Raw genomic sequence first — 18,010 nt, 5'->3', positions numbered from 1 at the left:
TGTTTTAATGCTGCAAAAGTAGGGAAAATAATTGTATTTTTGCCCTGTTTATGAGTGAAATGATAACTCTTGCGAAGGAGATAGTTAATGTAGTTATGAAAAATAAACTCTATATTCTTTTATTCTTAGCTTTTCTTTTTTCGGGCACAACTCTTTGGGCGCAGCAGAAGGCAACTCCGAAGGCGGGTGAGGGCATCTCTTCTTTTCTGTTGAGGCACAACCGTTCTCCGAAGAAGTATTACGACGATTTTATAGAGTTGAATAAGCAGAAGCTGGGAAAGAATAATGTGCTTAAAGTAGGCGTGACTTATGTTATTCCTCCGGTAAAGAAATCGACAACTACTTCTGCCAAGACTACTCCTGTCAAAAATACGGGTGCCAAGAACACAACTTCCGAAGGCGCCGGGACAAAGCAACCATCTTCAAAAGCTAAATCGACAAAAATAGGAACCACCATCAATGAGCCTCTGTTTGGAAAGCAACTGGCTAATGTGAAAGTCACTTCCAACCGTCTTGCCGGTGCTTGTTTCTATGTGGTTAGCGGACACGGAGGTCCCGATCCGGGAGCTATTGGAAAAGTGGGTAGATACGAACTGCATGAAGATGAATACGCTTATGATATTGCACTCCGTCTGGCACGTAACCTGATGCAGGAAGGAGCCGAAGTGCATATCATCATTCAAGATGCCAAAGATGGCATTCGTGATGATTCGTATCTGTCGAACAGTAAACGTGAGACTTGTATGGGGGATGCAATTCCTTTAAATCAAGTGCAACGCCTTCAGCAACGTTGTGATAAAATAAATGCCCTTTACCGGAAAGACCGTAAGAATCACTCTTATTGCAGGGCGATTTTTATTCATATCGATAGCCGTAGTAAGGGAAAACAAACGGATGTCTTTTTCTATTATTCGAATAAAAAAGGAGACAGCAAACGATTGGCGAATAATATGAAAGATACGTTTGAGTCAAAATATGATAAGCATCAGCCTAATCGGGGTTTTTCCGGCACAGTGAGCGGGCGCAACTTATACGTGCTTTCCCATACCACTCCCGCTTCCGTTTTTGTGGAGTTGGGCAATATCCAGAATACGTTCGATCAGCGTCGGTTGGTGATAAATTCCAATCGTCAGGCACTCGCAAAATGGCTGATGGAAGGCTTCCTGAAAGATTACAAGGAGAAGAAATAACATTTTTGCTTCTCCTTTCGTGAACAAAATAAAAATCTGAATGTTTTATATATGCAAATCGCCTGATGGCTACTTGTAGGTATGCGAATATATATAGGCTAGTGAATATGCCTCCCCGGCATAACAGGAAGATTGCATAGTAGTTTTGTCGTGTTTTATTTTGTGTTTGTGTTGTGACGGTGCTGCGATGTGAATCGGGGTGCCGTTTTTTTTCGTTTCTCTTGAATTCGTTAAGAGCACGTTATTTCATTTTCTTCTCATTTTATGATATAAAATCTTCTCAATTCAATGAACAAAATCCGGAAGTGTATGTTATTTATTGTGCAAATCGCCTGATAAAGCTTCTTGTGTGTATGCGAATATAGATAAGTCAAGCAAGGTATGCCTCCCCGGCATGACAGGAAGATTGCATAGTAGTTTTGTCGTGTTTTATTTTGTGTTTGTGTTGTGACGGTGCTGCGATGTGAATCGAGGTGCCGTTTTTTTTGTGTATATAAAAAGACTTACTCATAAAAAGAGGGCTTACAAAGATTCTAAAGTATATCGTAGAATCTATGTAAGCCCGTCTTGATGGGAGGGTACTTTATGCACACCTTATCTAGTTGTTATAAAGGCATATTACCGTGCTTCTTGGGCGGATTTGTCTGCATTTTGTTTTCCGTCATTTCTAGTGCCTGAATCAGACGTTTGCGAGTCTGTCTCGGATAAATGATTTCGTCAATATATCCCAGTTCGGCAGCTTGATACGGAGTAGCAAACTTTTCTTTGTAGGCTTCCAGTTCCTTAGCCTTTGTTGCTTCGTCAGCTTTGCGGAACAGGATATTGATTGCACCGTCTGCACCCATCACTGCAATTTCTGCGCTGGGATATGCGAAGTTCACATCAGCTCCTGTCTGCTTGGAGTTCATTACGATATAAGCGCCGCCGTAAGCTTTGCGGGTAATAACAGTCAGTTTGGGAACAGTAGCTTCTGCGAACGCATAAACTATTTTTGCGCCGTGACGGATGATACCGTTGTTCTCCTGCGTATATCCCGGAAGGAATCCCGGAACATCTTCGAATGTAATCAACGGAATATTGAAACAGTCGCAAAAACGGATAAAACGACTTGCTTTGTCGCTGGCGTCGATGTCAAGAACGCCGGCAAGATAAGCCGGCTGATTGGCTACGATACCTACCGAACGACCTGCCATGCGGGCAAAGCCGATGATGATATTCTTTGCAAAGTTCGGCATGACTTCGAAGAAATAACCGTTGTCTATCACGCGTTCGATAATGTCTTTCATATCATATGGTACGTTCGGATCTGCCGGAACGATTGTATCCAGAAAAGCGTCTTCGCGGTTGGTTTCGTCGGCGCAAGGTTGTTTCCTGGCTTCATCCATATTATTCTGCGGTAAGAAAGACAACAGTTCGCGGATACTCATCAACAGTTCTTCTTCGGAGTTGCACATAAAATGCGTCACACCGCTCTTGCTGCTATGTGTCATTGCGCCACCCAGCTCTTCTTTGCTTACTTCTTCATGAATCACGGTTTTTACTACATCGGGACCAGTCACGAACATGTGACTTTTTTCTTTCACCATAAAGATGAAATCGGTAAGGGCAGGAGAGTAGCAAGCACCTCCGGCACAAGGACCCAGGATGGCCGAAATCTGTGGAATCACACCGCTGGCCATTGTGTTCTGATAGAAAATATCCGCATAACCGGAAAGGCTTTCGATACCTTCCTGAATACGTGCGCCGCCTGAATCATTCAAAGCGATAATCGGGGCACCGTTCTTCAACGCAAGTTGTTGTACTTTCACAATCTTTTTGGCATTGGAAGCAGACAGTGAGCCGCCATATACGGTAAAGTCATAAGCGTAAACAAATACTTGGCGACCGTCTACCTTTCCGTAACCTGAAACGATACCGTCTCCCGGAATTTTGTTTTTATCCATGCCATAGTTCGTACAACGGTGAACCATCAACTTATCCAGTTCAACGAAAGTACCTTTATCGAGCAACATCTCAATACGTTCGCGAGCAGTCATTTTGCCGCTTTCGTGTTGCTTCTCTATTTTATCAACGCCTCCACCAAGAGAAGCGATGCGGTCACGTTCCTCGAACGTGGCGTATGCTTTGTTCATTTCTTCCATAATGCAATCCGTTCTTATATTATGCAATCGGTTCTAATGTTATTAATGTCTGGTCGCCGGTTATGTTATCACCTTCCTGAACCAGAATTTCTTTAATGCGGCAGTCTGAAGTCACTTTGTAGTTACTCTGCATCTTCATGGCTTCGATAACGATAGCGGTGTCTCCCGCCTTCATTTCCTGGCCGACTGCAACAGGTATTTTCACTACTTTGCCCGGCATCGGAGAAATGATACAGTCATTCTGTTCTTCTTCCCCTTTCTTGCGCATACGCAGATATTTTGCTTGGCTGTCCACTATTTCTACATTGAAACTGCTATAATGCGTATTCACTTTATAGCTTTTTCCGTTATCACGGCGAATCAGCTGTGCGTTCGAACTGCGTCCGTCCATCAAGATGTTGCAAGTACCGTTTTCTGCCATCACTACGTCTGCTTCAAACGTTTTTCCATCAATGGTGAGCACTACCTTGTTATCTTCCTTGCTGACCAGTTCTACTTCGGCCACACGGTTTCCTATATGAATTTCCATAATTGAATTCTCTTTGTTAAAATTTAGATTCTCAACACACCCTTATGCAATCCGAACTCTTTCCACTTGCTGATAGGGCGGTTGTCGGCAGCCATACCGCTGTTGTTCTCTTCGAGATTCATCAAATAGTCTATATAAGCAGCGATCAGGGCAATATTTTCGGAATATTCGCTGGTGCGCGTAATCCGTTGTTGCAGAAACTCGCTGTTCTTGGCGATGAATCCTGTGTCATAATGACCTTCTACAAAATCGGGAGTATCCATGATGGCACGCAGATAACTGATGTTGTTTTTCACTCCGGTCAATTTATATTCGTGGAGAACACGACGCATCCGCTCAATCGCATATTCGCGATTGGTAGCCCACACAATCAGTTTACCGATCATCGGGTCATAGTAGATCGGAATTTCATATCCTTCATATACATAACTGTCAATACGCACACCGATACTGTTCGGCTCTGTAATTTGTTTGATGATACCCGGACTTGGCATGAAATTCATTTCAGTGTCTTCGGCACAGATACGACATTCGATAGCGTGCCCGCGTTGCCGGATATTCTCTTGTTTCAGTTGAAGCACTTGTCCGTCAGCAACTTTAATTTGCTCTTTTACCAAATCTACTCCAATCACTTCTTCCGTAATCGGATGTTCCACCTGCAAGCGGGTGTTCATCTCAAGGAAATAATAGTTGCGGTGTTTATCAACAAGGAATTCGATAGTACCCGCACCGATGTAGTTCACAGCTTTAGCCGCCGCTACCGCTTTTTCACCCATGTCTTTTCGCAGTTCGGGAGTGACGAAAACCGAAGGAGTCTCTTCCACGATTTTCTGGTTACGGCGTTGCACGGAACATTCGCGTTCGCACAGATGAATGACGTTTCCATGCTTGTCACCAAGAATCTGGAACTCGATGTGATGAGGCTCTTCAACGAACTTCTCCAGGTAAACCGTGTCGTCGCCAAAGGAAGACAATGATTCGCTCTTGGCAGTGGTATATGCTTCTTCCACTTCTTCGGCACTGTGGATGAGGCGCATACCCTTTCCACCACCGCCCATAGAGGCCTTCAGCATCACCGGATAGCCAATTTTATTGCAAAGCTCTACGGCTTCTTCTACGCTTTTCAGGTTGTCTTGTGTGCCGGGAACTACGGGTACTCCCGCCTCAATCATTTTGATACGGGCAGCAATTTTATCTCCCATAGCTTCCATTGTTTCCGGATTGGGTCCGATAAAGATGATTCCTTCTTCCTGACATCGACGGGCGAATGTGGCATTCTCGGACAAGAAGCCGTAACCCGGATGGATGGCGTCTGCATGAGCTGCTTTTGCCACTTCGATGATTTTTTCTATATTCAGATAACTCTCTTTGGATGCTGCCGGCCCTACGCAATAAGCTTCGTCTGCATAAAGCACGTGCTTCGCGGTCCGGTCTGCTTCGGAGAAGATAGCGATACTCGTTATCTCCATTTCCCGGCAGGAACGCATCACCCTTACGGCAATTTCACCGCGATTGGCTACTAAGATTTTTTTTATCATACTTTTTTCAATTAAGTACATACTTATTAATGTCTTCCCGTCTAATGGACATACTCCACCCGACGAAAAACAGTATTTTTTTGATTTGGGGCTTAACAAGTGATACTCTTTCTCCTAATCCACGAGGAGAGGGGCGTCTTACACAAAATGGCAGGTCTTCTGACTGACTCTTGTCTTATTTGCCTTCCCGAATAACATCAGTGGCGTTAAATTAGTTCAATTATAAGACATTGAACAGAGTTTCACAGCAGCGGGACTGTCCGGGATTTACACCCGGTTCCCTATTAATCATCGTCCGTTGGATACGGATTCTGAACCATTTTGGGGGGCAAAGATAAATAAATATTGAATAGGATGTTTCTTTTTTGCACGAAAGTTTCAATTTTGTGCAATGCTTGTCCTTAGTCCGGAAGATAAAGTGATAAGAGCAAAGTATGATGCGGAGAAGTCTTTTCATCGTACGGAGATGATTCGCTTGGATATGGATAGTTGGTCGGGGAAATGTAAACGGGTTTGATTCTTTAATTTGTGTGTAACCTTGCTTCTTTTCTAAACCATCTTTCTCCTGATATTGTTAGGTTGGTAGTTATTAATTAAAAGGAGATATTCATTATGAAAGAAAAGAAAATAGCTCGTGAAGAAAGAAACCAGGAGAAGCTGGCTAACGGTGATTGGGTAATGGCAGAGTTTTACGCAACGTGGTGTCCTCACTGCCAGCGCATGAAACCGGTTGTTGAAGAGTTCAAGAAACTAATGGTAGGAACATTGGAAGTGGTGGAAGTGGACATCGACCAGGAACCTGCCCTTACTGATTTTTATACGGTGGAGTCGACTCCTACCTTTATTCTTTTTAGAAAAGGGCAACAGCTTTGGCGGCAATCCGGCGAATTATCTTTGGAAAGATTGGAAAAAGCAGTGAAAGGGTTCAAATCCTGAAAATGATGTATCTTTTATTACAATGATATAAATAGCTGGTTTTATGCAGGTGTATTTCGGTATGGCATATATGGAGGAACAGCAGAAAGTATTTTCTATCGAGGTACTTCTGCTTTTCTTTTTATAGCCTTTCCGTTGTCTTGATTATTGGTTTCTGTTCAACCTCAACTCATACAAGCATGCCTGCACTTCTTCAAGACTGCCGGTATGTTTTCCTTCATCATCCGACAGTTTGATACATTCCCTCCACTCCTGATTGACATTCATCTTGCATTGCGTCAGTTTCATCACGATGTTCGAAGGTTCGAACCCGGTATCGTTGGTGAGATTGGTACCGATTCCGAAAGAGCAGTGGATTTTGTTTTTGCAGTATTCTTGAATGTCTAATGCTTTTGTAAAGTCGAGGGCATTGCTGAATACGATGGTTTTGGTTGTCGCATCGATTCCCAACTCTTTGTAGCGGGCAACCAGTCGGTCGATAAATTCAAATTCATTGCCGGAATCGCAGCGCACACCGTCGAAAAGTTTAGCTTGTTTACGGCTAAGGTTGCTAAGGAAGATGCCGGATGTATATGTATCGGAAAGTGCGATACCCAAATCACCGTCATAAACATTCACCCAGTTTTCGAGTGCCATATAATTGGCATGTTTATATCCGAACTGTGCTCCATGAAACATAAACCATTCGTGAGGGTGAGTCCCCATCATTTTCATTCCATATTTCATTGCGAAGTTGCAGTTGGAAGTTCCGGTGCAATATTGCGCTGTTTCGTTCAGTTTCTTGATAACTGCTTCCTGCACATCGATGGAGAATCTTCTCCGTGTGCCGAACTCTGAAAAGCGGAGCTGATGTTGGTTTGATAACTCTATTTTCTCCGACAGTTTGCAAAGAATCCCGTTCATATCTGCTACATGGCCGAAGAACCGGTTTTTGATTTCAGAAACAATAGCGAGCAAAGGCACTTCATATAAAGTCACTTTATAAAGCAAGTCAGTCACTTCGATGTGGAGATGACAGGCTTCATCCAGATGAATATCAATCTTATTCGGGTCGAAACGAAAAGAAGACAACCACTCCCAGTAGACTCTCGGGAGAAATCTGCAATTCTTCGTCATGTATTCCAACTCCTCTTCCGTGAATCTCAACTGACTAAGATTCTTGATCTCTGCCTTGAGTGTTTCCAGAAAAGCTTCGGTATACTTTGTTTCGTTCCGGTCATTGAAACTAAAAGTACCCATTGCATAGGGGAACAGTTTGATATAAGCGTACGAGGTGGTAAACTTATAGAGGTCTGTATCTAGTAGTGTTTTAACAATCATGACGTTCGTTCTTTTCTATTAATAACGTTGTAAAGTTAGTATTTGTTGAACGAAATAATAGCCTGCTGACAGATAATTATTCCATTTTTGGGATCGATTTATACCTGATTATCTGATATTATCATTAATTTTGCCGTAATTATGTATTAAATAAAAGATATTTGGTATGAAAAACGCTTTGGTATATAGCTGCGTATTACTGTTGTTATCATGTGGCGGAAAAACCGGAGGAACTTCGCAATCTTCTTCCACGAATCAGGAAACACAGGAAAACGCTTTAAGCGAAAAAACTACTGCTATTTCCGAAGCTTTCTCTATGGATTTTTATAAAGGAAGTGATTGGATTATTCCTGATACGCTTTCCGAATCATTGCTAAAAGAACCGGAAGCATCTTCTTTGAAGGTCTATGACTCCGACAGTATTTGCCGGAAACAAGTAGATGGCGTGGAACGTTGTTTTTACAAGGACTCATTGATGAACGGTGCTTATAAGCACTTTTATTTTCGCTCGACTGATTCTTTTGTGTCGGAACCCTATTATTCGGTAGTTGTTTATAAAGACGGAATAAAGAACGATACGGTGCGTCATTACAGTATCTCTTCCCATTGTATGACAAGTCGTATAATCACTCTTGACAGTATTTGTGAACTTTATCAATCTTATTATTCCAACGGATATCCCCATATCTTTTACCAGGCTACACGAGGTAAACTTAATGGAGTACGTCAGAGATGGTATTATGATGGAAAGCCGGACTGGTTTGAACACTATAAAGATGGGAAGCTAAACGGAGAGGAAATGAGATGGCATGCCAACGGACATCTATGGCAGGTTAATCATTATATTGACGATCAGGAAGTGTTACCGACCGAATGTTGGTATTATAGCCATTCGGAATACGCTTATAATGACCCTGACGGGGTAGCGGAGGCTCCCGACTGGTATGAGTATAAATATCAGGCATCAGAAGGGACTCCCTTTTATTACATTCAAGAAATTTATGCATTGGAGAACGGCAAAAAGTATCTTCTGAAACGAAAATATTTTGAAAAGGATTCCGATGAGCCGATATACTTCATGGATGATAAGTGTGATTCTGTAAAACGAAGCATTGTGACGGTCGGAACTCAAAAGCGGCTGGATATAAGGAATTATTCTGGCGGGCGGCTACGTCGTTTCGAGAGTTATCCGTACTCGGAGAAAGGCGTGCCGGGTGTCATGACTGAAATTTATTCTGAAGAAGGCAACCGGATTGCAAAGAGTATGTATGACTATCATAGTGGAAGAATGATTTCCTTGCGTATGTATAGCAATACAGGGGCAGACGTGAAAAAACTTGAATTTGCTGAATATACGAATATGAAGGCGGATAGTTGTAATAAACAGCTTGATTCTGGTAAAGGGCGTTATACAGCCAATCAAAATAAACTGTCCGTGCGCTGGAAAAAGGGGGAACTCGCACTGCTGAATTCTCCGGCGAAAGAAGATGAAGATGGATTTATAAAATGGTACTATGATGGGTATCAGTCTGATTACGGTCTGCATTTTTTTCACTATTCAGGGTTTGAGAGCTGGGGTTATTTTGTGATGAGTGATGTTACAGGAGAAGTTTACGAATATCGTAGTATAGATACTCCTTTATTCTGTGGAAAATCCGGTCTTTTCCTTGTTGTAGATGAAAATCCGTATAAGGAAGAATGTTATGTCCGCGTTTACAAGATGCTTCCCGAAGGACGTTTGGCGGAAGTTGCCGCACTCAATCGGGGAGGAGGGGATTATTTTGAGGTTGATTTGGACGATTTTGTCTGGGTGGGTGAAAGTTCATTCATTGCCAATAAAAAAACGTCGGAAGATGAACTTCAATGTGACTTTTACGGAGGATGCTCTGACAGTTGCCTGGAAGAGTACAGGAAGTGTGGCTATCTGCAAATCGACGAAGACGGCTGGGGGTATGTGCGCGTCGATCTTCGTCCTGATGCTTTGCAGACTAAGCAGGAGCTTCCGTCTTCACTAGAAGCTATTAACGAAATGAATGCATGGGTAAAGTCATTGTGAAACCCAGAAACAATGGAAAATCATGCATCCACTCTTCCCCCTTTTCGATAGATATTTTAAGATCATTACTGTCTATTCTACTAATTCCCGGTTGCATCCGCTATTGATAAATAGCGAAAGAAGCCATATTCCCATTATTGTCATTTTATTCATTGTATTAAAGTTATGTTCTATGATAACGCTACTGTCGGGTTATGAGCAGTCAGGCCACCATCTACGACGATTGTTTGTCCCGTGATGTACCTTGCATCGTTCGAAGCCAGAAAAGCGATGGCAGCTGCGACGTCTTCCGGTTCTCCTAAATAAGGAGTGGCACATTGGCCGAGGAAGATGTTGCGTACATCTTCATTCAGGTTATCCAATGCCGCGGGGGTAAGTACCAATCCCGGGGCTACGGCATTGCAGCGGATATTTTTCTTTCCCATTTGGGTAGCGATGTATTTCGTCAGGTTGATGACGCCCGCTTTGCTGGCACCATATAATGTACCGTTAGCATCAGCAGTAAGTCCGCTTATGGAAGCTACGTTGACAATGTTTCCGCCGCCATTGGTAGTCATGATAGGGATGACCTGTTGAGAAAGGTACATGGTACAGCAGAGATTCAGGTGGAATGCCTCGTCAAAGTAATTGATATCCAGCTTCTCGATGTTAAGGTCACGTTTGGGATCGGTTCCTCCTACATTATTAATCAGTACATCTATTCGTTGATATTCATTCATAGAAAAATCAATCAGCTCTTTGCAACTCTGGAGTTCGGTGGCGGAGAAATAGACATGGCGCACGTCGGCCCCTGCATGAGTAAGTTCGTTGGCAAGCTGTTCCGCCTTTTTTTCAGAATGGTCAGCGATGACTACTTTGCCCCCTTCGGAGACAATGCGGCGTGTGGTTGCTTCGCCGATACCACCGGCAGCACCGGTGATGACAACTACTTTATTTTCGAATCTGTTCATATATTGGGAATTTGATAGTTACCTTCTATTAGAAACAGCTGGCAGAGGAATTTGTTAGACCTCATAAACGCTCTTTAATAAGATAAGGTGTCCGATTGGAAAACATTTGCATCTCCTCCGGTTTTATGCCCTGATTATTTAAGAAAACTGTTAAATGTTAATGCTTAACCGCTTATTTGTTAATACGGTTCAGATTCTATTAAACCATGTTATAAGATACGCTGCATTGGGCCGAAAATTTGGAGATAACCGAAAAGTCCGTATCTTTGTACTGTGTTTTTCATAGTATTAGATTTAAGGTTAACAAAAGATTGGCTGTCTGGGATAGATAGCCTTTTTTTATGCCTGTAAGTCAGATACGGATCAGGAAGACTAAAACAACGAATATTGGTTATCCCGCAGACTCTTCATCTCCCGTTCCTTTACTATATCATCTTCGGATAAATGACCGATGAGCAACGGCGAGTTTTTATCATGTTTCTTCATATTATATGCTGCTGTATTATAATTACCTTTGATGGCATAGCAATAAACACATCCGTTCAGACAACTTTCATAAGTCCCGATATCAATACTTTCGATACAGTTGCAGATATTACGCTGGTTTTTATCCTTTTGAGCAAGGATAGGATAACCGGTGATCTTTTCAATCAGCCCTTTATCAATGCACAAGCCGCTGGGAATACCCAAATGTCTTAAATCTACCTTGACGGTACAAGTGTCCAGCTGTATACCGGGATAAATATCTATTGTCTTTTTAAAGGAGACGGCCATTTCTTCTATTTCCTCTTTGGTCAGCGGATTGATGTTGAATGGTTGTATCGAGTTTCGGATATGGGGGTAATGATCTATAAATCCCAACATACATTTCGAGGTATGGTCTTTGAGTTCATGGGCAATCCGGGCGAATGCTTCCTGGTGGAAAGAAACGTTGTATTCCTCATTCGTCAGTATCGGATCATATCTCCAAATCATTTTTTCTCTGCCAATTTTGTCTGCCAGCTTTTTAAAGGTATCAATTCGTTTATCGATAGATGGCAAACGATTCTCCAATTTTTCTCCGTAAGGGTTGAGTGTAAATTGGAAGTAATAGTTGTAATCCTGTAATTTATCCAGCTGGTTAAGCATCGGGGCCGGGTTCTTGGTCCAGAATACGAAACAATCAACCACAGCAGGAGATAAGGAAATCCTGCTAATCATTTTCGGATGATAAGGATTGGGCACTAATACATATCCTTCTTTTATCCGGTTGAAAAACCATTGAGAATAGAATGCCGGAATATCTGTCCGGCGGCTGGCACTGATTATCATAGTTCAAAGTTACGAAAAAAAACAATGTCGTTTCCATGATTAGCCTTTTTTTCTATTCTTACTTATCCGGGGAGCAACTTATGTGAATGAATATGTTAAATGTTAACGGATGAAGTCTGAAATGTTAATGCGATTCTCGGAGTATTAAACCCTGTTACAATATCGTCTGTTTAGGCGCTGAAATTTGCTATTTATCTGAAATATGGTACCTTTGTACTGTGTTTTTTTCATAAGTATTAGATTTAAGGTTAACAAAAGATTGGTTGCTCGTGATGAGTAGCCATTTTTTGTTTTTATACACGTTGGTTGCTTATTCCTTAATCATCGTTAGCAGCATTTTAAATTTCTCCACTACACTTCTCGAATATGCATTGTTTGTCTATAACAAAAAACGATTTTTATTGTTATAGTACGAAAGACTTAATAAACGAACCATTATGAAGAAGAATATTTTATTTTTCGGAGCACTTGTAGGTGCTCTCTTGTTGGTTTCTTGTTCGGGAGGAAACAAGAAACAGGCTGCGTCCTCTGTCGCTTCGGAGGAATTGGACAATGCCAGTAAGGTGATAAACTATTATCGTACATCGCTTATCGTGTTGAGGCATGTAGCCAATGCGAAAGACATAAATGCAGTTTTGGGATATATGGAACAGACAGGAAAAGTTCCTGAAGTATCTCCGATTGCACCACCTGAAGTATCTGCCAGAGATACAGCGGAATTGATGGATCCGGGAGATTATTTTAATATAGAAGTCCGTCAGAATCTGAAGCAGAGTTATCGAGGACTTTTCAGTGCAAGGACGCAATTCTATGATAATTTTAATAAATTCCTCTCTTACAAGCAGGCAAAAGAGACTGCAAAGATCGGCAAGCTCCTCGACGAGAACTATCGGCTTAGTGTAGAAATGTCGGAATATAAACAAGTGATCTTTGATATTCTAAGCCCTCTGACAGAACAAGCTGAAAAAGAACTGCTTGCCGATGAACCGTTGAAAGATCAAATCATGGCCATGCGTAAGATGTCCGGCACCGTGCAAAGCATCATGAATCTCTATTCACGCAAACATGCGCTGGATGGTATGCGTATTGATATGAAGATGGCCGAACTGAAGAAAGAACTCGAAGCTGCAAAGAAACTTCCTGCTGTCACAGGTTATGATGAAGAACAGAAGAATTATTATAGCTTCCTGACTTCCGTAGAATCATTTATGAAAGATATGCAGAAAGCCAGAGATAAAGGTAGCTATTCCGACGAGGACTATAATGCGATATCGGAGGCCTACGAATACGGACTTTCCGTTATCTAAAGAATCTTCCTCTGTTTGAATGTGAGCTACAATCATGCTCTTTCAAACAGAGGATGTTTTTTTTTAAGAAAAGGTTTGCCGTCTTTTCAATTGTACCTTATTCTCAAATAAGGATCCTGCCTTAAATCCTTATCTGTTTATCATTCCGGCATATCTGTTCTTAATAGGACGACTCCCTAATTTATAAAAAGTCCTTTTTTTACTATACCTCTTTAAACAGGAGCTTTACTTTTGCATTTGAATTAAGAAATAATATCTTTGCTCTATGCAATCATTTCAACTCATAAAACCCTGTTTGGCGCTTGCTCCTTATATACGGCATTACTGGATATTGCAAGACGATTCAGTGACTCCGGTTTCCGAACGGACTCTGCCCATTGGCTGTATGCAACTGGTATTTCATAAAGGGAAACAACTCCTTTTGTCGGGCGAGTCGGAACTACAACCTCAATCCTTTATTTCCGGACAATCGGTCGGCTTCTCGGATGTACAGTCGACGGGTAGGATAGAAATGATTACTGTTGTTTTCCAGCCTTATGCAGTCAAAGCATTGTTTCATATTCCCAGCCATCTGTTTCACGGACAAAATGTAGATACCGATGCGATGGAAGATGTAGAACTGTCGGATTTGGTGAAACAGGTCACTGACACTTCTGATAATGCCGTTTCTATTCGTTTGATAGAGCAGTTTTTCCTTCGTCGTTTATACACCCTTCCGGAGTATAACCTCAAGCGGATGTCTGCTGTGTTTCATGAAATAAACCTCCAGCCACAAATCAACATTGCTCATCTGTCGGAAACGGCCTGTTTGAGCAGTAAGCAGTTTGGACGTATCTTTGCCGATTATGTCGGCACTACTCCCAAAGAATTTATTCGCATTGTCCGTATGCAGCGGGCATTGTCAATGTTGCAGCAGGATGCCACTATCCCTTTTGTACAAGTAGCTTACGAATGTGGCTTCTCCGATCAGTCTCACATGATAAAGGAATTCAAACTCTTTTCCGGTTACACCCCTGCAGAGTATCTTTCTGTCTGCGCTCCTTATTCCGATTATTTTTCCGAACTTTAAAGATGTCCCTTTTTTCCTATCAGGCTTCCTCGTGTTGCCCTACTTTTGCAGTGTCTTTGCAAAGGCTTAGTAGTAACGATAAAAAAGAAACGAAATGAAAAAACTAATTGCATTTTTTGAGATTCCTGCTTCCGATTTCCATCGGGCTGTCGATTTTTACGAAACAGTATTGGGTATGCAACTTCCGACTTTTGAATGTGAAACAGAAAAAATGGCTTGTTTCACAGAAGAAGGTGAAACCGTTGGTGCTATCTCTTATGCTTCAAATTTCGACTTTCTTCCTTCAACGCATGGAGTGCTTATCCATTTCAACTGTGAGGATATAGAACAGACCTTGGAAAAAGTACTTCTGAAAGGAGGGAAAGTAGTCATTCCCAGAACAAAGATCGAGGCGGACGGCAAAGGATGGTTTGCCGTATTCACTGATAGTGAAGGAAACCGGATTGGCATTTATGCTGAAAAATAACAGGTAGGAGAGAGGAAGGCAGCCTGTTATAGCATAATATGCTTTTAGATGCGGATAACGCAAAATGACACGGATAAGAAGATTATAAATCTGCTAAATCCGTGTCATCCGCGTCTAAAAGATAGACTTATCAGGGTTTTGCACTATCCCCCAAAAAAAGTCAGACGTTAAATCACATCTTTATTCATTCTCTTTATTCCGCCATTTGTCTGTCCGCATTATTCTACCGGAATATAAATTTCCGTCAACAACTCTTCGGGAGCAGTGTCGCATGGATTGTTCAGATAACGTTCCGCGCTGGCTTCATCACGCAGCGTACATTCCATTTCGGGCAGACACTTTCCGTAAATCGTATCATACACAGCTTGCAAATTGTCATACGGACCTTTATACAAGAAGATAGCATAACGTCCGGCCGGGATCACCTTAAATCCGACATCACTTTTTGGGGGTACCTTTACAGGCATTACCATACATACGTCTGTACGCAGTTTTTCTGCCGGTGTCACTTTCGGATCATCGTGATAGATGCAAAGCGGGCTGAAATCTCCCATCGGCAACTGTTGTTCTTTGATGAATTGGAATAAACGGCCCCAGGTGCCACCGTAATCATTCAGTTTGTAATCGCCGGTGAGACGGATATAAATCACATTCCGTTCGGAAACGTTTCTGATCTCTCTTTTTAGTTCCAGGTCTGGCCTGATAATCGCTGGTTTCATAATTACAAAGTTTTTATTGTTTCTATACTCTAAAGGTGAAATGCCATAAAATTGCTTGAACACTTTCGACAACGAAGAAGGAGAAGAGTAACCAATCCGATAGGCTATGTCGGCAATCGGAACATCCGAGTAGCGGAGTAGACGTGCGGCAGCTTCTGTCCGCGTCCGGACAATAAACGTACCAATCGGTTCACCGAGAAAAGCTTTCATGATCCGGTGAAAGTAAAAAGGAGAAAAGTTTGAAATTCTGGCCAGAGATTTTAAATCAATGTCTTCTCCCAAATGTTGGTTGATGTATTCCACTACAACATTTACGCACTTTTGATATTCTTCTTTCGTTGTTTTTTTCTGTTGCATAACTTATTCTGGTATTTCACTCCGCAAAGGTATTGGTAAAAAAGCGAAATGACTTGTCCGATATTGCGGAAATGTCAATTTCCTATTTTCTTTCTGTGATTGCCCGATTCCTGTTTTGAGAATTTATTTTGATATATAATGTTCCTTTTAGTGGTGTTATGGTACGAATTATTACCAAGTTTTTAATCACTAGACGCGAAATTGATTTCTTTGTTTTAAATAATGTCAAAAACTAAAACAAAAAAGTTGGTTTTGTTATAAACAATTATTAAAATGACTATATTGTAACCAAATTATTAATAAAAATAGCCATGGATAAAACAATTGTAGGGAACAATGCCGGAAAAGTTTGGTGTGCCCTGAAAGAAATTGGTGAAATTTCAATACCTGAATTGGCAAGAAGATTAAACCTAAGCGTAGAAAGTACAGCATTGGCGGCCGGTTGGCTGGCAAGAGAAAACAAAATTTGTATCCAGCGAAAGAACGGATTAATTGCTTTATCTGATGAAAGCACTTTCCCTTTTAGCTTTGGATAATTACAGATTTTGCGAGTGAGTATCTTTGGATTTCCGTTAACTTGTAAGTAAGAAAATGTCGATATAAGGTATCACATGCAAAGTTTGAACTTAAGAAGTTTAATATTTAAAAGAGTTGCTCCGTAATAGGGCAACTCTTTTAACGTATAATAAACGTATAAAAATATCAAATCGTTCTTGTTGATAGGTAAAATATAGATACTTATATTTCGCAATAATAATAGTCGATTTTTCTTTAAAAGTTCTACTTTGGAGGATTTGTTCAGAATCCTACCCGCTTTCTTCCTAAAGAGAAATCCATGCCTTCGTAATTATAGATTTCAGCCAGTGTCATAGGTTGTGTCTGTTGGGGGATATCCAGTCCTTCTTCCTTTATTAGTTGGTTTACTTTGTCGGTTGTCAGGTCTTTAAATTCGTACCGGGCAGCCAGACGTCCTTTTCTAAGCAAGGCTTCGTCGATATCTTTTAGTGGAGCGTTGAATGTGCAGATAAATTTGATACATAATTCATCGCTTAATAGTCCGTCGCTGATATTCAGTATGTTGACTAGTCCGGCATTCATGCGGTTGCTTCCGTTGCGGCTTGACAATAACTCTTCGCAATCTTCTACGATAAAGATAGAATTTTTTTGTTGACGGATAAAAGTGATAAAGCTAGGGTCCGAAAGTTTGTCTACCAGGTCGCCGCTCATATAAATCATTCTCTTTTTTCCGAGATTGATAAGATGACGGATATAAGTTGTTTTCCCCGTACCTTGTTTCCCGTGCAGAATGATTAAACCGCTTTTATTCTCCTCTAATAGGAAGTTTTCGATTTCAGCGGCTACGGGAGCAAAATCATTGTTATAGTGGCGGTCAATCTGAATGCCCGGCTTATTGATTTGCGATTGTTTCAGGCTGAAGTAGTTATGAGCGTATGTTACTATAAATAGGTTGTTCAGTTTCTCATTCTCCTTTTTGTGGTTTTCGCAAATCTGATTGATACGATCGATTTCTTCCTTATCAATATTGGAATAGGCTATTTTTGTGCAATTATCAAAATAGCCAATCATTAAATTCTTCTTGCAGATAACGATGCAATCATATAACTCTTTTGTAGATGTATCTTCTTCTTCCTCCTCTTCCTCTTTTTCATTCTCAAAATGATTGCAATATATATGCTCGAATATATCGAACGCATCGTCTTGCTGATAAAGTTCTTTGATTTCTTTCAGGAAATCCTGGTTTACTTTATATTTCACCATTTTCATAGAAGGGAATCGTTTGAATATCTGATAGAATAGACTACAAATGCTACTGTCGCTGAACCAGCCTGTGGAGTAATCGAAAATATCTGTGAAATCTGCGAGTGTGTATTCTTTACTCATTTTTTCTTTTTATATAAATAGGACGGCAAAGGTACTAAATAAATCTATGATATGGACTTATCCGATTTCTCATTTTCTTGAAAAACATTGGTATGATAGTTTCCTGCATTTATATCAGCGCGCCCCCTGCAAACGATTTTTCGGTTCTTCGTCAAATTTGGTGGTACTTCTTCTATTGTGAATAAAGAATCTTGGCTCTCAGTAGTTTGCTTCCTGCCC

15 protein-coding genes and 1 riboswitch are annotated in these 18,010 nt (G+C 41.2%); of the genes, 7 read left to right on the top strand and 8 right to left on the bottom strand.

Translation table 11 applies throughout. From position 1 onward, the window contains the following. Positions 1-95: 95 nt before the first annotated feature. Entirely contained in the window at positions 96-1,190 is a 1,095-nt protein-coding gene (locus tag LPH68_RS07195) for an N-acetylmuramoyl-L-alanine amidase (RefSeq protein ID WP_087320677.1), read from the top strand. A 605-nt stretch (positions 1,191-1,795) separates the two neighbouring features. On the opposite strand, the gene LPH68_RS07190 is transcribed toward LPH68_RS07195, so the two are convergent. The 3 genes from LPH68_RS07190 to accC are packed head-to-tail and all read right to left on the bottom strand — an operon-like array spanning position 1,796 to position 5,398. Beyond that, on the bottom strand, positions 1,796-3,331 hold the full coding sequence (locus LPH68_RS07190) for an acyl-CoA carboxylase subunit beta (protein WP_004316078.1): 1,536 nt from the start codon (positions 3,329-3,331) through the stop codon (positions 1,796-1,798). Between the two features lie 19 nt (positions 3,332-3,350). Then, positions 3,351-3,860, bottom strand: coding sequence for an acetyl-CoA carboxylase biotin carboxyl carrier protein subunit (locus LPH68_RS07185; RefSeq protein ID WP_004316076.1), 510 nt, complete (start codon positions 3,858-3,860; stop codon positions 3,351-3,353). 23 nt (positions 3,861-3,883) lie between these two features. After that, positions 3,884-5,398 carry an acetyl-CoA carboxylase biotin carboxylase subunit gene (accC, locus tag LPH68_RS07180; RefSeq protein ID WP_049702175.1) on the bottom strand — a complete coding sequence of 505 codons (1,515 nt, stop codon included), beginning with the start codon at positions 5,396-5,398 and terminating at the stop codon, positions 3,884-3,886. A 131-nt stretch (positions 5,399-5,529) separates the two neighbouring features. Further along, positions 5,530-5,734, bottom strand: a riboswitch (cobalamin riboswitch). A 276-nt stretch (positions 5,735-6,010) separates the two neighbouring features. Here accC and LPH68_RS07170 point away from each other — a divergent pair. Further along, complete coding sequence (locus tag LPH68_RS07170; protein WP_009038677.1) at positions 6,011-6,334, top strand: co-chaperone YbbN; 324 nt, start codon at positions 6,011-6,013, stop codon at positions 6,332-6,334. A gap of 144 nt (positions 6,335-6,478) precedes the next feature. Here the strand turns inward: LPH68_RS07170 and pncB are convergent, their stop codons facing one another. Then, on the bottom strand, positions 6,479-7,654 hold the full coding sequence (pncB, locus tag LPH68_RS07165; protein WP_087320422.1) for a nicotinate phosphoribosyltransferase: 1,176 nt from the start codon (positions 7,652-7,654) through the stop codon (positions 6,479-6,481). Positions 7,655-7,820: 166 nt separating this feature from the next. Between pncB and LPH68_RS07160 the strand changes: the two genes are divergently transcribed. Beyond that, positions 7,821-9,710: a toxin-antitoxin system YwqK family antitoxin gene (locus LPH68_RS07160; RefSeq protein WP_230296892.1), complete on the top strand. Its 1,890-nt coding sequence runs from the start codon at positions 7,821-7,823 to the stop codon at positions 9,708-9,710. 170 nt (positions 9,711-9,880) lie between these two features. Here the strand turns inward: LPH68_RS07160 and LPH68_RS07155 are convergent, their stop codons facing one another. Next, entirely contained in the window at positions 9,881-10,660 is a 780-nt protein-coding gene (locus LPH68_RS07155; protein WP_004308991.1) for an SDR family NAD(P)-dependent oxidoreductase, read from the bottom strand. 372 nt (positions 10,661-11,032) lie between these two features. Continuing rightward, positions 11,033-11,971, bottom strand: a complete 939-nt coding sequence (locus LPH68_RS07150; protein WP_004308992.1) for a DUF1848 domain-containing protein — start codon at positions 11,969-11,971, stop codon at positions 11,033-11,035. A 437-nt stretch (positions 11,972-12,408) separates the two neighbouring features. Between LPH68_RS07150 and LPH68_RS07145 the strand changes: the two genes are divergently transcribed. From LPH68_RS07145 to LPH68_RS07135, 3 genes are all read left to right on the top strand, one after another. Beyond that, positions 12,409-13,278, top strand: a complete 870-nt coding sequence (locus LPH68_RS07145) for a hypothetical protein (RefSeq protein WP_151923147.1) — start codon at positions 12,409-12,411, stop codon at positions 13,276-13,278. 265 nt (positions 13,279-13,543) lie between these two features. Further along, positions 13,544-14,347, top strand: coding sequence for a helix-turn-helix domain-containing protein (locus LPH68_RS07140; RefSeq protein WP_004308994.1), 804 nt, complete (start codon positions 13,544-13,546; stop codon positions 14,345-14,347). A 94-nt stretch (positions 14,348-14,441) separates the two neighbouring features. Further along, complete coding sequence (locus LPH68_RS07135; RefSeq protein WP_004317320.1) at positions 14,442-14,813, top strand: VOC family protein; 372 nt, start codon at positions 14,442-14,444, stop codon at positions 14,811-14,813. 218 nt (positions 14,814-15,031) lie between these two features. Here LPH68_RS07135 and LPH68_RS07130 read toward each other — a convergent pair whose 3' ends face one another. Continuing rightward, on the bottom strand, positions 15,032-15,889 hold the full coding sequence (locus LPH68_RS07130; RefSeq protein ID WP_151923148.1) for a GyrI-like domain-containing protein: 858 nt from the start codon (positions 15,887-15,889) through the stop codon (positions 15,032-15,034). Positions 15,890-16,200: 311 nt separating this feature from the next. Here LPH68_RS07130 and LPH68_RS07125 point away from each other — a divergent pair, with 311 nt between their 5' ends. Further along, positions 16,201-16,425: a winged helix-turn-helix domain-containing protein gene (locus LPH68_RS07125; RefSeq protein ID WP_004308997.1), complete on the top strand. Its 225-nt coding sequence runs from the start codon at positions 16,201-16,203 to the stop codon at positions 16,423-16,425. Positions 16,426-16,687: 262 nt separating this feature from the next. Here LPH68_RS07125 and LPH68_RS07120 read toward each other — a convergent pair whose 3' ends face one another. Beyond that, entirely contained in the window at positions 16,688-17,791 is a 1,104-nt protein-coding gene (locus LPH68_RS07120) for an AAA family ATPase (RefSeq protein WP_074708867.1), read from the bottom strand. Between the last annotated feature and the right edge of the window lie 219 nt (positions 17,792-18,010).

This window comes from Bacteroides sp. 1_1_30 (assembly GCF_020982715.1).
In the GTDB taxonomy this organism is placed as follows: domain Bacteria; phylum Bacteroidota; class Bacteroidia; order Bacteroidales; family Bacteroidaceae; genus Bacteroides; species Bacteroides xylanisolvens.
This window is presented reverse-complemented; position numbering and strand designations above follow the sequence as displayed.